The sequence below is a fragment of the Acinetobacter sp. WU_MDCI_Abxe161 genome, assembly GCF_025514355.1.
Classification (GTDB): Bacteria; Pseudomonadota; Gammaproteobacteria; order Pseudomonadales; family Moraxellaceae; genus Acinetobacter; species Acinetobacter pittii_E.
This window is the reverse complement of the sequence record NZ_JAHPTU010000008.1, coordinates 1-15,292: the sequence shown is the minus strand read 5'-3', so window position 1 is coordinate 15,292 and position 15,292 is coordinate 1. Positions and strand designations below refer to the sequence as shown.

Below are 15,292 nucleotides of genomic sequence, written 5' to 3'. Positions count from 1 at the left end.
AAGCTATTTTTATAAAAAAAATTTTCTAATCCATCAACTTTTTACGGCGATACAACCCACAATTTCCAGAAAATAGCGCTGCCAATAAACAAGTAATAATGGCATAAGTGGCAACATTCATTCCAAATAGTTCAATCGCTAAAATAATAGACGTTAACGGTGCCTTACTCGCCCCTGAAAACAGACTCACCAAACCTAAGCCTGCAAGCAATGAAATTGGTAGGTTTAAAACTGCCCCTAAAGCATTCCCTAATGTCGCACCCACATAAAACAACGGCGTAATTTCACCACCTTTAAAGCCTGAACCTAAAGTGATGGCGGTAAAAACGGTCTTGTTAAAAAAGTCGTAAAACTCAATTGGTACATAAAAAGATGAAATAATTTTATCTGTACCCAAACCATTGTATTGCTGATGCGCAGTGAACAAAGTAAGTAGCATAATGACAATACCGCCGACCATGGTTCTTAATGGCAAATAGCGAATATATTTATAAAAGACGTCACTGGCAAAATGAATGGCGGCAATAAAGAAACGTGCAGCTAAACCAAAGATCAGACCTGCCACAATTAAGTTCGTGAGCGTGCCAAAATGAATGGCTGGAAACTCACTAATCACATAAAAAATATGCGGATGAACAATATCGAATAGTTCAGGAATGGTCGAAGCAATAAGCGCTGACACAAAACATGGAAAAATAGCTGAATATCTTAAATTACCTAAAGCTGTAATTTCTAAACCATAGATCGCACCCGCCAAAGGCAAGCCAAACACCCCTGCAAAACCAGCGCCAATACTGGCGATTAAGCAGATTTTTCGGTTATCTTCCGAGATTTTTAATATATGACTAAGGTGGTCAATTAATGCACCCGAAAGCTGAACTGCTGGCGCCTCACGTCCTGCTGAGCCACCAAACAACTGCGTTAAAATTGAGGTGATAAAAATGATAGGACTCATTCGTTTTGGAATAAACGACTTAGGCTGGTGAATTTCATCAATCAGTAAATGAGTTCCCCGTTCAATCGGCGATCCATATTTTTTAATGAGGTAACCAATACCAAAACCCACAAAAGGCAAAAAGTAGATAAGCCAGTGATGTAGGCTTCTGACTTTGTTTGAAATATCAAAGGCAACAAAAATTAAGGTCGAGGCTAGCCCTGCTACGACTCCAATCACAATCGAAATGACGAGCCAATAGACACTGTATTTTAGAATTTGATCATATTCAGATGAAGGTAGAATTTTCATTCGCTTTCTTCAATTCGCCTTTGAGTGGATGCCAAATTCTCAAATTATTTTTATGCTGCCAGTTCATTAAGTGAGAAATGCTTAAACTGGGCTAAAAATTAAAGCCCGCATATGCGAGCTTTCAATACAGTGATTAATTTTTGGTATCACTAAACTGTGACAAATATCTCATAATTGGCGCTATTTTTCAAGTTGAAAATAGTTAACGAGTACTGTGAAAAACAATTAACTAAGTGAATAAATAAGCATTGGATTTGACCACATTAAAGTCGCGCTCAATTAGGCCAAATCTCTTATTTAAATCTCAATTAATGCTAGCAATCACAGTTTCTGCATGACAAGTCGCGCCCTTCTCTGCACTAATCTGAATAACGCCACTACGGTGCGCCAGTACCTGCACTTCCATTTTCATGGCTTCCATAATGGCAACCACTTGCCCTTCGGTGACTTGCTCACCATTTTCAACTTTCCAACTGCTAATCACACCATTAATTGGGGCAAGTAAATGTTCGGCACTGACTTCTGGCTCGGCTGTTTGGGCTTGAACTGCGGTTGCTGGGCCTTGTGCAAACATACCCGCAGGTAAACCTAAACGGTGTAACTTGCCATCAATTTCAATATAACTGAGTAGCATTGGTTGTTGATGGTTTGGAATGCCCCGTTTAGTTGGCTTTAACTCTTGTTTAAAGTCGTTTTCGATCCAGCGTGTATGGACATTAAATTCATCGGTAAAGTCAGGTTCATTAAGTACTGCACGGTGGAAATCTAGAACAGATGCCACACCTTCAATTTTAAATTGCTTTAATGCACGTTTGGCGCGAGCAATTGCAACTTCACGGGTTGGACCAGTCACAATCATTTTTGCCATGAGTGAGTCAAAGTGGCTAGACACTAAAGAGCCAGTCCGAACACCTGTATCAACCCGTACACCATGACCAAACGGCGCTTCAAATAAACTCAACACACCAAAGGCCGGAATAAAACCACGTGCTGGGTCTTCGGCATTAATACGAAACTCAATGGCATGACCTTGTGCTTTTGGTGTTTCTTTAATAGAAAGCACTTCACCTTGTGCAACACGAATTTGCTCCACCACCAAATCGACTTTTGAGGTTTCTTCGGTCACTGGGTGTTCAACTTGCAAACGGGTATTTACTTCTAAGAATGAAAGCTTGCCATCACGACTCAGTAAATATTCAACTGTACCCGCTCCCACATAGTTTGCGGCCTGACAAATGTTTTTTGCCGAGGTTAAAATTTGCTGGTAAATCTCATCGCTAATAAATGGCGCTGGTGCTTCTTCGACTAATTTTTGGTTACGGCGTTGCAACGAGCAATCACGTGTACCCAGTACCACAATGTTTCCATGCTGATCGGCAATCACTTGCGCTTCTACATGGCGCGGTTTATCGAGATATTGCTCGACAAAACATTCACCTCGACCAAAGGCAGCTTTTGCCTCTCGTACTGCCGACTCATAAAGCTCTTGAACTTCTTCGAGTTTCCACGCGACTTTTAAACCACGCCCACCACCACCAAATGCAGCTTTAATGGCAATTGGTAAACCAAACTGTTTGGCAAACGCTAAAGCTTCATCTGCATTGTTGAGTGGGTCTTGCGTACCTTGAACTAACGGCGCACCCACAGAAGCGGCAATTTTACGTGCTTCGATTTTATCACCTAGCTTTTCAATCGCACTTGGTGATGGCCCGACCCATTTTAAGCCCGCATCAATCACAGCTTGAGCAAACTCAGCCCGTTCAGATAAAAAGCCATAACCCGGATGAACCATGGTTGCTTTCGATTTTTTTGCAATTTCGATAATGGCAGGAATATTTAGGTAGGTTTCACTGGCAGTCGCACCAGCTAAGCCCCATGCTTCATCTGCAAGTTCGACATGCATGCTGCCGATGTCATCATCTGCATATAACGCGACTGATGAAATGCCCATATCACGGCAAGCATGAATAATACGGACGGCAATTTCACCACGGTTAGCAATCAATAATTTTTCTGTATTCATCATTCATTCTCAAAATCTGTAAATTCGGCAATTTTTTTAAATTTGATGCGGCAACCTGCCGGAATCTGTGCCACCAAGTCCCAATGGTGTTTAGCAACAGAAGCAATGACCGGATATCCGCCCGTTAAAGGGTGATCATTCATAAACAAAACGGGTTGGCCGCTCGGTGGAATCTGTAAAGCACCAATGCATGTACCTTCACTTTCTAGTTCATGGGTTATTTTGCGAGTCAAAGGCTGTGCACCTGAAAGTCTTAGCCCGACGCGATTGCTTTCATTTGTTACCAGCCACTCTTGCTGACACAGTAGTTCAATACTGTCTTGTTCAAACCAGTCTGTACGCGGCCCCATCACAATATCTAGCTCAACGACTTCGCCAGCTTTTGGCAAGTCGCATTTGCCCACTTCATTTACGCTAATGTTGGCTGCTTTGACCTGCCCTTGATAAATAGTATCTCCAAGCTTTAAAGGCTCTGGGCCTAGCACTGCCAAGCTGTCAAACGAAGCACTATCGAGTACAGGTTCAACGTCTATACCACCACGAACGGCCAAATAGTTTCTTAAGCCTGCTGTTGGTGGTTGAATTTGAAATTCATCGCCTTCATCCAAATCAATCGGTTGATAACTTGCAAAGTCTGCGGTTTGCCCGTCGGCAAATTTCACACGAATGTTTGAAATAGCCCCAGCCACCGCAATAACACCCGCATGCTGCATTTTGGCTTTTAAGCCACCATTTAAAACTTCAATGACTGGTGTATCGCTTGGATTACCCACAATACGGTTAGCACTGTGCATGGCGGATAAATCCATTGCACCTGCCACACCAACCCCAATATTGGTCTGGTTTAGGCGCCCTTCATCTTGAATAAGCATCTGTAGACTTGGTGCAGTGATCGTAAATAACGGCACAGATTGTTTCGGCTCAACTGTACGCGTGATTTGCTGTGGTACAGTCACCGTAGTTGGACGATGCGTGACATCTTCAAAATGTACAGTCATGCCCGGTAAAAGTAGTGCTGGATTTTTACGCTCTAAATCCCACATTTTTTCCGATGTAGTCCCAATCAGCTGCCAACCACCTGGACTGTCTTTTGGGTAAATACCAGAGTATTTTCCAGCCAAACCCAGAGAGCCTGACGGTATTTTTTTACGCGGAACCGTTAAGCGTGGAATATCGGTAAAAGGCTTATCGGGACTGCTCATATAAGCAAAGCCCGGCGCAAAACCAATAAAAGCCACATTCCACACGCTTTGGTGATGCTTTCTAATCACATCAGCCACAGACAAACCTTGTAACTCGGCAACTTGCGCAAGGTCTTCGCCATCATAACGAATCGGCACAATCACTTCTTGGCTGCTACGCTCAAATCCAGAATCAACTTTGAGGCTCTGAATTGAAGCAACCAGCGTTTTAAAGTTAGTTTCGATCTCGTTAAAAAAAACCAAAATTGTTTTTGCAGCGGGGACTAAGTCTTTAATTCCATTCAATTGCGTATTTTGCAATTTATTGTACAACGCCAAAGTTTCCTCTAAGCTCGCAAGCTCAATCAGAAAACAGTCGGCGTTTACCGATAAAAAACGCATTTGCTTATCCTTTTTAATTCTTCTTTAGTCCAGTTAGCCAATCCAAGCACGGTCAGGAATGTCGGTAATAAACATGTGACCCGGTGCATGACTAATCGCAAAAGGAATTTTCGAGTTCATGACGGCTGCTTGCGGTGTTACTCCGCATGCCCAAAATACCGGAATTTCATCTGCTTCAATGCGAGAAGCATCACCAAAGTCAGGCTTATTTACATCCTTAATGCCTAAGCTTTCAGGGTGCCCAATATGTACAGGTGCACCATGCACACTTGGCATACGTGAGGTAATTTTTACCGCTTCACTAATTTGATGCGATGGAATTGGTCTCATAGAAACCACCATGTTTCCTGAAATACGCCCTGCTGGTTGGCACTTGATATTACTTAAATACATCGGCACATTGGTATCGTCATGAATATGGCGAACTTCAATCCCCGCTTCTTGCAAAGCGGTTTCAAATGAAAAACTGCAACCAATTAAGAAAGTCACCAAATCAGGATGAGCGTTATAAATCTCGCTTGCATCGGTCACTTCATCGACCATTTCGCCATCTTTCCAAATGCGATAGCGCGGGAAGTCAGTTCGGATGTCTGAATCTGCCGCAAGCTTAGTTGCGTAGATGCCTTCTTCAAGCACATCAAGTACTGGACAGCTTTGCGGGTTACGGTGTGCGTATAGTAAAAAGTCATATGCCCACTCTTTTGGCACCGAAATCATGTTGACCTGCGTCATACCCGCCGCCATGCCTGCTGTCGGTTTATCAAAACCTGCACGGATTTTTAAACGCGCATCTAATGCGGCTTTAAGCTGAGCTGGGTCGACTTTAATATCCTTATACATGGTGCTTATCCTTATGCTTTGTTTACAAACGGGCGGATTTCAATATTGTTTTTTACAAGCTCGGCTTTAATGGCTGCCGACATCTCTAGCGCACCGTCGGTGTCGCCATGTAAGCAAATCGTGTCGGCTTGAATTGGGGTAAAGACACCTTCAATTGACTCAACCCCACCATTTTTAAGCATTGAAACCACACGGCTCGCAACAAATGCCGAGTCATGTAAAACCGCACCTTCGAGACGACGAGACACCAGTGAACCATCACTGTTATAAGCACGGTCTGCAAAAGCTTCTGACACAACTTTTAAACCAGCTGCACGTGCCTGTTCGACTAAGTTCGACCCAGCTAAAGCCACTAAAACCAGTTCAGGGTTATACATTTTAATGGCATCAATTACTGCTGCCGCCTGAGCTTGATCATGAGCAATGGTGTTATAAAGTGCGCCATGCGGTTTAACGTATTGCACTTTTGAGCCTGCTACTTTAGCCAAGCCATCGAGTGCAGAAATTTGATAAAGCACATCGGCAATGAGTTCATCACGCGACAAATCCATATTACGGCGGCCAAAACCAACAAGGTCTGGATAAGACACGTGAGCGCCAATAGTCACACCCAACTCAACAGCTTTACGAACCGTTTTTAAAATGCCGAGCGGGTCGCCAGCATGGAAGCCACAAGCAATATTGGCACTGGTCACGACAGGTAAGATCTGGTCATCATTACCCATTTTCCATGAGCCAAAGCTTTCACCCAAATCACTATTTAAATCTACAAACATGGCATTATTCCTTTATCACTTCACGCAGTCTGGCTTAAAGCTTGGTCAAATAGTTAAACACTGTCGTAAACGACATATAGCCCATCCACCACGTCAACAGACATGTTAATCCACCCAAAATAAGCAACCATTTTGGATAGTTATAATTACCCATTAAATCTTTACGGCATGCAGCAACATACACAAAAATTGTAAGGCCAATTGGCAACACCAAACCGTTAAAACCACCTACAAAAATGAGTAGACCTGCTGGAGTCGCGCCCAATACCACATACAGCAATAAAGCCAATGCAATAAAGGTAATGGTCGTATAGTTGGTTTGCTTTGGGGTTAGGTTCTTTTTAAACGCGGTAAAGAATGACACTGAAGTATATGCTGCGCCAATGGTGCTACTAATCCCTGCTGCCCAGAAAATTAAACCAAATAATTTAAAGCCAAATGTACCCGCTGCATATTGGAATGCTTGAGCTGCCGGATTGGCATCATGGCTGGCTAAGTCAATCGTTGCACCGCTCACCACCACACCTAGAAAAGCCAAGAACAACACATAGCGCATGATGCCGACCACAACAATACCCTTGGTCGCAGCTCTAGCAACTTCATCAATATTTTCAGGGCCAACCGCGCCTTTATCGAGTAAACGGTGTGCACCCGCGTAGCAGATATAGCCACCCACTGTACCGCCGACAATGGTAGTAATAATGGCAAAGTCGATTTGATCTGGAGCGAAGGTTTGATGTACAGCTTGCCCCACAGGAGGCATTACAATAACGGCCACAATAATAATTAGTAGGATTTTAAGTAATCCCAACACAATCATGCTTTTATCCATGGCAAGCGTTGCTTTTCTTGATGCAAAAATCAAAATGGCTAATGCACCACTTAAAATACCGCCCCACTTTGTGTCTAGACCAAAAAGTGCATTTAAGCCTAAAGCTGCACCTGCAATGTTACCGACACTAAAGAAAAAACCACCTAAAATCACCAAAAACGCCAGTAAATATCCACTACCTGGTAATGCTTTATTGGCAATATCTGATGCACGCATTTGGGTCAGTGTGACCACTCGCCAAATATTTTGTTGAACCACATAATCAATCAGAATGGAAACTAAAATGGCAAAGCCAAATGCCGCCCCTAACTTGACTGTAAATACAGCAGTTTGGGTTAAAAATCCGGGCCCCATTGCAGAGGTCGCCATCATAAAGATAGAGGCTACAATGGCCCATTGGCGATCTGATAAAAAAGAAGATTTCAGTAAAGACATATTAATGCGTTCCTCATCCATTTGAGCTTAACAACGCTATTTTCAAGTTGAATTAAGAACACCATTTTTGTCCTAAACGATATTCTTTAATCCTTTAAAATGACAAAGATTCCCTGTTCCCCAATCGACACAATCGGCGATCAAATCTTGTAGCTAAAATAAAAACATAGCTCATCCTTACGGACAATAAGGCTTTTTACATTAAGTTAAAAATTTAAATTATTGATTTTAAATAGTTTAGTCCTTATTAAAAAATCAAGATAAGCTCTACTTATTGAAGTTAATAAGCTGCCTTTATTGTTTTACATATAAAACAGCTTATTTTTTTATTTGCTCATTGAGTCTTTTCATAGCACATTCAGATACCTTAACTGCAACTTCGGTCAGTTTCTCTTTTAAAGCCACATCATTTCCTTGAATGTAGATCGAGGTGAAATGGAAGGTTTTTAATTGAATAGGCGTATTTAATATTTCTAGTCGCCCATCGGTAATTTCTTTTAACGCCGTTAAGGTCGGCACCACAGCAATACCTAAGCCCTGCTCGGCTAAACGCAATAGAGTCGCCAATGAATAACTGGTAATCGAAAGTGGTTCATCAATTCCTTGTTCTTTCATTCGGGCTTTTAATTCTTTATAGGGATAGGTAATTTTTGGATAAGTTAAAATGGTATGTGACATAAGAGTTTTAAAAGACATTTGAGCAACTCCGCCTTTAAATGACGGTGAAGCCAAGAAACTTAGTTCAAAGTCACACAAAGTCTGTTCAATACATTCAAAAGCTAAAGTTGGCCCAAGCAAGAATGCCATGTCTAAGTCGCCTGTCCGAACGCCTTCTTGTAAGTTAGGTGTAAGGTCCACCACAATCTCGACTGAAATTTTTGGGAACTCTTGTTGAACCTTTTCGATATATTCGACCAACCATGTATAAACTATAGTTTCGGAAACTCCCAAACGAATGGTGCCCGTCAGGTGCTGGTTTTCGGTCAGTTCTGCGACCAGATCTGTTTCTAGGCGCATAAATTTTTCGGCGTACTTAAATAAAGTTAAGCCTTTATGAGTAGGCTTAAACTGCCGATAGTTTCGATCTAAAACTTTAAAACCTAATTCATTTTCAAGAGCTGTGATTTTTTGAGAGACCGCAGGCTGGGTGGTTTGCAATTTAGTCGCCGCTTTATTGAAGCTATTTAAAGTCACAACCCAATAAAATGCTTCCAGATTCTTTAAATTCACGTGTCATCCTGTCTTAAAAAACTTCCCTACTTTTATAGTATGGGAGTTGTTAGCGTGATTAGGCTACCCATTTATGCAGTTTTATTTGAGTTTGGCCTATTTCACTCTCACAAAAATAATATCCAAATCTTTTTTAGGCACAAACTTGGTTTTGATCATTTGAAATTGAGTTGGGCTAATCTTTTTGACTGGTCCATCCCAACAAAATGACACAAGTTCATCTTTATCTCGCTCAATGGTGAGCTTAAAGTTCTCAATTGGCTTTGCCCAATTTGCACCCGTCGTCAAAATATAGCCCAAAGCACTAAACGGCGAATTTTCTGCACTGGCTTTTTTTAAGCCTTGCTTAAATTGTTTATCCATACAAAATTGCTGGTTATATTCATCTGGATAGAGAGCAACAGAACCGCCCACCAAAGGTTTATATTCATGGTGAATTTTAGTCAAACTATTGGCTTTAAAGGTTTGTTTCCAGCTATAGACCACTTGAGATGACCAAGGAATTACATCATCCTTTTTAAAATTGGCTAAAACTTTCTGTATCTGTGGCTTATTACATTGTTTTAACTTATCTACATAATATTCATAATCATAGGTATTACGTAGCCATGGGTTTAACATATCTTTTTCACTAAACCCACACTGCTTAAACTCTTCTGTGGTATCAATCAGAGGTGATTTTTCATCTTTTTGAATAAACGTTCGCACATGTATCTCTGGTTTTATATTTTACCATCCACCACAATCTTAAAACTTTTCAAAAGATGTTCTGTATGGGCAAAATCAGACTCAAAGAAATTATCAATACGCGGTAGCGGAAATAAGATCGTTTCTGTTACGTCCTTATTGCTTAAATTTTTATAGGCGTATTCGACCTTAACCAGTTTTTTACTGATAAATAGATCTTCGCTGTGCATGGCAATCTGCGAATTTTTGAGATATTGAATCCCACCTGTACCTACGTAACCCGTAGAATCATTGGCTAAACCATAGGTTGATAACTGAACCAAAACAGCAAAGGTTATTGCAAACTTTTTCATTTTAAAGTGCTCTATATCATTTTCTAATTATGAAATGTCGATCTGCAATAAAGCATAACTGTTTAAGCGTAAAAGCTGTTAGTCTTTTAGTGATGACTCATATATCTCTATAAACTCTAATTTTTTAGTGAAAACTTAATTTCTGCCTCGTCATCTTTTTAGGCACACTAATTTTCCCAATAAAATTGGTTAGCCATAAAATGCATTCGTCACGGTATTCAAAATGAGGAATTAAACTGAGGTCAATTTTTATATCTCTATCGGCTACAGGCAAACTCAGACAATATTCAAAGTCGATAGAATTATATTTTAACTTCAGATCTTTTTCTTCAGCCTGTTTTTTGATTTCCGCCATAATACGGTTGAGATTAACAATCAAATTATTTGAAACTTGATTATTCTCATAAACACGTTCATAGACGTTCTCAGCAACGTCTATATATTTTATAAGCTCTGCGTTTTCATTCATATCGTTCATGCTCTCTTTTTTAAAGATTATGAACAGCTAAATGTTTCATTGCGTTACTTGGCACATAGCTTATGTGAAAAATGTATATTTTTCTTTACCAAAAGATATAACTAAGATTTTGAAATTTAAAAACAATTAATCAGTATGTGCACATTTGTATACATTTAACATTTACTTAAAGATAGCTTTAGGGAAAGTAATAAATTGTGTTATAGCTATTTACAAGCAAAAAAAACCGCCCCAGAAGGCGGTCGCTGAGTTAAAACCAGCAGTATATAGAAGTAAGGTGGACATTCACTTCTATATTCTTTATGAAGGAGTTTTATTGTTTTTAATAAAATCCTCAGATTTAAAATAATTGATAATCATGTCTGCATGCTCTTCTTTTGGAGGAGTAACAGTCATAGGAAACGCATCTTTCGACATCTTAAAACCTGGTGGTAAAAAGTGTGAAATTGGCGGTAATTTAGGTTTTCCACCTTCTGTGATTCGCTCAATAAAACCAGCTAACCAAAGAAGATATTCCCCTTCATTTGCGAACTTTGGCATAACACTCAGATCAATTTGAACCTTGCACTCACTTAACGGCTTGGTTAAGTTTTCTTCAAAGTCTATATAGTTGAATTTGAGCTTAAACTCTGTTCCTTTAATAGCTTTTCGAATCTGACTAATTAAACAGTTAAGGTTCTGAGTAATGTCATCAGTGAATAAGCTATCTTTTTTTATATTTTTATAAACCTTTTCGGCTACAGCTAGATACTTTGGCATTAACCTCTCTCCGTACTATTGTTATAAAGTGCTGATCTATGAATGTTTTATGACTTTGATTATGCTTAAAGATATGTAAGTAAAGGTAACCTTATTAGCTTGGTTTGTAAGTAGTTAGAGCTTTATGTAAAGTGCACCAAAAAAACACCGAAAAAAATTATGGTTTTGATAACTCCTCCACAAAATAAACGCTTGAATAGAGATACTTTGAAATATTTTCTTTCATATTGATTTTTACCATTTGGTAAAATTAATATGTTTTCATCTGCTTATCACGTCGGACTAAACCAAGAACAGCTCTACGTACTCTTATTTCATCTTCGGAAAAAGGGAGATGCACTGTAAGTTCGTAAATTGAAAGAGAATTATTTTCTATCAAGAAGCAATCTTGCTCTGTCGTCCAATGAGAAGTGGTTGTTGGGACTTGTTTAAGATAACGTTTCATATTTCCTAGCAGATCTGTTTGCACATACAAAAAGCCTGCCTTTGGGGCAAGCTTAGTTTAAATTTTGTGGTGATCATTATTATAGCAGTCTGTAGACAATTATGTTCAGTTGATCTTGTAGTTGCTAATAACTTAATGACATTGCCTCTATCTATCTCCCGCGGTATAACTTTAGGTCTTACTTTTTTAAAGCAATCATAAAATCTATTATTAAAATTAATTTAGCTCAATTTTAATCTACTATATGGCACTCCAAGATATAATTAGGAAAAATCAATAATTTATGTTTACCTACAATATATCCCTCCAAGAGCTAATTTAAGTTAAATATTCTTTTGTTTATTAATTAAAATTCAACATCTAAAAAAAATTAAACAAAATTTAACTCAAAAAATAAAAACATGAGATTTTTTGAAGAAAAAACATTTCCAAATAAATTACAATATGCGCAACTTAACCAACTAAATTTAAGTTTATGAACCTTCTAAAATTCATTAAAAGCTTCAACACACTAAATACCTACCTATTTATCTCAACCTCTACATTACTATTAATAATAATTTATTTTTATATAATAAATCCAACTTAATTATAACAATATGAAGATTTGTCAAATTTCAACAAGTCTTCAATATTGCTTATAAAGTTTTTTACTTAAAACCTCTTGTTTCAAAAAAATCAATAATCATAGAGGTCAAATTTTCTTTAACAACTTTCAAATCGTCTTCTTGTTTTTTTATTAACTCTAAAATATCTTCAACTTCTTTTTTAAAATTTATATCACTATCAATCATTTTTTTTGTTTCTTTATCTAAAACTAACTCACCATTCTTATAAATATTTTCATCAATTCGTTCTCCTCTTTTTATTTCTTCTGCTGTAGCTAAGCGTACCATATCTATTAGCTCAAAAGCTCTAAAAAAAGTAAAACAGTTTTTATTCCGATAAGGAAATTTGAAAACAACTTTTTTTTTAAAAAACTCATGATAACTCATAAACCAACACTCCAAATTAATAAATTAAATTTTAAAAATTAATAAGACGACTTTAAATTTAAAACAACAAATAATAAAAAAGCTCTAGTGAATAACAATAGAGCTCTTAAGCCAAAAATAGCTTTAATCCTGAAATACAAACTTAACTTATTTTAAGCTTGCTCTTTAATTATACAACAACACCAAACAATTAAAAAATATATTTTCAAAATAAATATTATAAAAAATAAGAAAACAATCGCTAATACAAATAAAGAAAAACAAATAAAAAAACAGCCCTTACTTAATAAATAAGGACTGTCTTTAAATTAAAAGTTAATTAATATTTAATTAACTTCCATTTGCAGTAATAACTACACGACGATTTGGCTCTAAACATTGAATAACTTGATTTCTTTTTCCTATCCCAAGGCAACTTTTAAAATCTTTTGTCTCCCCTCTAGAGTCAATATTAATATTTTCTCTTTGAGCTAAGCCGCTTTGTACCAAATCATTGGCAATAGTTACTGCTCTTGCATAAGATAATCTTTGGTTATAATCATTTTTCCCCATTTCATCAGCATAACCCGTTACTGTTATACGATTTATATTATGTATATTACTCTTGATATCATTTTTAACTTGATCAAGGGCTTCATTACCTCCTACTACATCATGAATTGAAGATTTATCAAAATTAAATAAAATTGCATTAGTTGCATAAGTACGCTGCATCGCTGCGGGTTCTGCTACAGCTTTCATATCTTCTTGTGTAATCAAATCTTGGCAACTTTGATCACGCCACTTCAAACTATCTACAAAGTAATTTTTATCAAAACCAACTCGTAGTTGACATAATTGATATTCATTACTATTTTTTTTCTGTAAACCAACTAAATAATCCCACGTACGCACTCCCCATAAACCTTCTGAAAAGTGTGGATTACCCATTAAGAAACGTACTTGGTTTTTATTTAACCCTATATCTAATTTCTTTATTTGATTAAGATCATAACGTTGTACAGCTTTAACATATGTTGCTGTTGGTTCAGGGAATTGCGAGGCTTCACTTTCTGTAGCTACGCTAATATTTGTCGCATTGGCTACCAATGAATCAGCCATTACAGAGGTTGAAACAGCTAACATGCATCCAATAATAATTTTTGAGGCTTTCAAATCTCTTTACTCCTAATTTAATATTAAAGAAAGAGTAGTCCTTATAGGGCTACTCCTCCCTATTTAGACTTAATCGATTACACCACTTAAACCAACACGGATGCTAGCGCCACCTGTTGTACCCCCAGCAACGCCGCCTGATAAACTCCAACGGCCATTATCAGCAGTCTTGCGAAGAGTCGCACCAATGGCTTGCTCTCCACCGTAGAACCCTGTACCTACACCATAAGTATATTTACCAGCAACAAATGGAGCATTTTCTAAAGCTAATACTGAAGCAATACCTGCATTGGCACGTTTTTGCACATCGTCAATACGTTTATTCGCTTCATAAAAGCCCTGATCCATCTTATTATTTAAAGTATTATAATTACTGGTAGAAGCGTCTTGAAGCGCTCCAAGTGCATCTCCAACGTTATTATATGAATTACCTCCAATTTCATAAGATGGTCCAGTTATATTGCCCAGATCATCAACGCGGCTGCCACCACCCAAAGCATCGGTGAATTTTTTATTGGTCGTATGTAATTGGCTACCATTAACAGCATCTTTAGAAGTAGCAGTCACTTTACCTGCCTCTAAACCTGTAATTTTATTAGCCTTACTATCAACCACTACATTACCTACGCTCACTTTGTCGAAGTTCACATCTTTAGCTGTAGCCACTTGATAATTGTTAGAACCATCCGCATTTTTAGTTTGAGATACAACAATGTTACTACCTTGAGTTACTGTCGTTTTCGCTTGCGTTGCGGCAGAGCGAACTGACCCGATAGCATCATTAATGTTATTTTCTCCGGTGCCTCCAATATCATTATTGATGTATTTACCCGTAGCTGGATCATAAGTGGTATTACCTCCAATAATATCTTTTACACCTACACCTTGAGCATATAACTGCCCACCATTTATTACATCTTTAGAATTAGCAGCTACTTTACCTGCCTCTACTCCTGTAATTTTATTAGTTTTGCTATCAATAACCACATTACCTACGCTCACCTTATCAAAGTTCACATCTTTAGCTGTAGCCACTTGATAATTGTTAGAGCCATCCGCATTCTTAGTTTGCGTTACAACAATATTACTACCTTGAGTAACTGTAGATTTTGCTTGGGTTGCAGCCGTATTAACAGCGCCAATAGCATCATTAATATTATTTTTACCAGTACCACCAATATTACTATTGGTATATGTACCTGTGACAGGATTATAAACCGTTGTCCCACCAATAATATTTCTTACACCTTCACCTTGAGCAAATAGCTGACCACCATTAATTACATCTTTAGAATCAGCCGCTACCGTACCTGCTTCTACTCCCGTAATCTTGTTCGTCTTACTATCTGTAACAACATTCCCTACCGTGGTCTTGTCGAACTTCACGTCTTTGGCTGTTGCAACAACATAGTTGTCTGAACCATCCGCATTCGTGCTCTTGGTCACAACAATGTT

The 15,292-nt window shown here is 38.3% G+C and carries 14 protein-coding genes and 1 pseudogene; 1 reads left to right on the top strand and 14 read right to left on the bottom strand.

Annotation, left to right across the window (positions count from 1 at the left end; genetic code table 11):
- Positions 1-25: 25 nt before the first annotated feature.
- From KTI78_RS10470 to KTI78_RS10420, 11 genes and pseudogenes are all read right to left on the bottom strand, one after another.
- The gene (locus tag KTI78_RS10470; protein ID WP_262446050.1) at positions 26-1,246 is read right to left on the bottom strand and encodes a chloride channel protein; all 1,221 of its coding nucleotides are present in this window, start codon (positions 1,244-1,246) and stop codon (positions 26-28) included.
- Between the two features lie 304 nt (positions 1,247-1,550).
- Positions 1,551-3,269 carry an acetyl/propionyl/methylcrotonyl-CoA carboxylase subunit alpha gene (locus KTI78_RS10465; RefSeq protein ID WP_262446152.1) on the bottom strand — a complete coding sequence of 573 codons (1,719 nt, stop codon included), beginning with the start codon at positions 3,267-3,269 and terminating at the stop codon, positions 1,551-1,553.
- Entirely contained in the window at positions 3,269-4,852 is a 1,584-nt protein-coding gene (locus tag KTI78_RS10460; protein WP_262446049.1) for an urea amidolyase family protein, read from the bottom strand. The genes KTI78_RS10465 and KTI78_RS10460 overlap by 1 nt, the downstream gene beginning before the upstream one ends.
- Positions 4,853-4,885: 33 nt before the next feature.
- Positions 4,886-5,701, bottom strand: a complete 816-nt coding sequence (locus tag KTI78_RS10455) for a putative hydro-lyase (protein ID WP_262446151.1) — start codon at positions 5,699-5,701, stop codon at positions 4,886-4,888.
- A gap of 2 nt (positions 5,702-5,703) precedes the next feature.
- Positions 5,704-6,468 (bottom strand): LamB/YcsF family protein, encoded by a 765-nt coding sequence (locus KTI78_RS10450; RefSeq protein ID WP_262446048.1) that lies wholly within the window; start codon positions 6,466-6,468, stop codon positions 5,704-5,706.
- 34 nt (positions 6,469-6,502) lie between these two features.
- On the bottom strand, positions 6,503-7,756 hold the full coding sequence (locus tag KTI78_RS10445; protein WP_224992589.1) for an NRAMP family divalent metal transporter: 1,254 nt from the start codon (positions 7,754-7,756) through the stop codon (positions 6,503-6,505).
- A gap of 297 nt (positions 7,757-8,053) precedes the next feature.
- Complete coding sequence (gene mumR / locus KTI78_RS10440; RefSeq protein WP_016141501.1) at positions 8,054-8,965, bottom strand: LysR family transcriptional regulator MumR; 912 nt, start codon at positions 8,963-8,965, stop codon at positions 8,054-8,056.
- A 96-nt stretch (positions 8,966-9,061) separates the two neighbouring features.
- Positions 9,062-10,005, bottom strand: a pseudogene (locus KTI78_RS10435) (DUF4424 family protein).
- Between the two features lie 124 nt (positions 10,006-10,129).
- Positions 10,130-10,474 carry a hypothetical protein gene (locus tag KTI78_RS10430; RefSeq protein ID WP_032055899.1) on the bottom strand — a complete coding sequence of 115 codons (345 nt, stop codon included), beginning with the start codon at positions 10,472-10,474 and terminating at the stop codon, positions 10,130-10,132.
- A 309-nt stretch (positions 10,475-10,783) separates the two neighbouring features.
- Positions 10,784-11,242 carry a hypothetical protein gene (locus KTI78_RS10425; protein ID WP_262446047.1) on the bottom strand — a complete coding sequence of 153 codons (459 nt, stop codon included), beginning with the start codon at positions 11,240-11,242 and terminating at the stop codon, positions 10,784-10,786.
- Positions 11,243-11,492: 250 nt separating this feature from the next.
- Positions 11,493-11,687, bottom strand: coding sequence for a hypothetical protein (locus KTI78_RS10420; RefSeq protein ID WP_224992585.1), 195 nt, complete (start codon positions 11,685-11,687; stop codon positions 11,493-11,495).
- Between the two features lie 475 nt (positions 11,688-12,162).
- Here KTI78_RS10420 and KTI78_RS10415 point away from each other — a divergent pair, with 475 nt between their 5' ends.
- On the top strand, positions 12,163-12,276 hold the full coding sequence (locus KTI78_RS10415) for a hypothetical protein (protein ID WP_262446046.1): 114 nt from the start codon (positions 12,163-12,165) through the stop codon (positions 12,274-12,276).
- Between the two features lie 61 nt (positions 12,277-12,337).
- Here KTI78_RS10415 and KTI78_RS10410 read toward each other — a convergent pair whose 3' ends face one another.
- The 3 genes from KTI78_RS10410 to KTI78_RS10400 all read right to left on the bottom strand — a co-directional run.
- Entirely contained in the window at positions 12,338-12,682 is a 345-nt protein-coding gene (locus KTI78_RS10410; protein WP_262446045.1) for a hypothetical protein, read from the bottom strand.
- Positions 12,683-13,012: 330 nt separating this feature from the next.
- Positions 13,013-13,837 (bottom strand): OmpA family protein, encoded by an 825-nt coding sequence (locus tag KTI78_RS10405; protein ID WP_262446044.1) that lies wholly within the window; start codon positions 13,835-13,837, stop codon positions 13,013-13,015.
- Positions 13,838-13,906: 69 nt separating this feature from the next.
- Positions 13,907-15,292 (bottom strand): YadA-like family protein (locus KTI78_RS10400; RefSeq protein ID WP_262446043.1); only part of this gene is annotated, 1,386 nt, incomplete at its 5' end.

Coding starts and splice junctions, on each gene's coding strand:
- KTI78_RS10470 (WP_262446050.1), bottom strand. CDS start 1,246: ATGAAAATTCTACCTTCATCTGAATATGATCAAATTCTAAAATACAGT.
- KTI78_RS10465 (WP_262446152.1), bottom strand. CDS start 3,269: ATGAATACAGAAAAATTATTGATTGCTAACCGTGGTGAAATTGCCGTC.
- KTI78_RS10460 (WP_262446049.1), bottom strand. CDS start 4,852: ATGCGTTTTTTATCGGTAAACGCCGACTGTTTTCTGATTGAGCTTGCG.
- KTI78_RS10450 (WP_262446048.1), bottom strand. CDS start 6,468: ATGTTTGTAGATTTAAATAGTGATTTGGGTGAAAGCTTTGGCTCATGG.
- KTI78_RS10445 (WP_224992589.1), bottom strand. CDS start 7,756: ATGGATGAGGAACGCATTAATATGTCTTTACTGAAATCTTCTTTTTTA.
- KTI78_RS10430 (WP_032055899.1), bottom strand. CDS start 10,474: ATGAATGAAAACGCAGAGCTTATAAAATATATAGACGTTGCTGAGAAC.
- KTI78_RS10425 (WP_262446047.1), bottom strand. CDS start 11,242: ATGCCAAAGTATCTAGCTGTAGCCGAAAAGGTTTATAAAAATATAAAA.
- KTI78_RS10420 (WP_224992585.1), bottom strand. CDS start 11,687: ATGAAACGTTATCTTAAACAAGTCCCAACAACCACTTCTCATTGGACG.
- KTI78_RS10415 (WP_262446046.1), top strand. CDS start 12,163: ATGAACCTTCTAAAATTCATTAAAAGCTTCAACACACTAAATACCTAC.
- KTI78_RS10410 (WP_262446045.1), bottom strand. CDS start 12,682: ATGAGTTATCATGAGTTTTTTAAAAAAAAAGTTGTTTTCAAATTTCCT.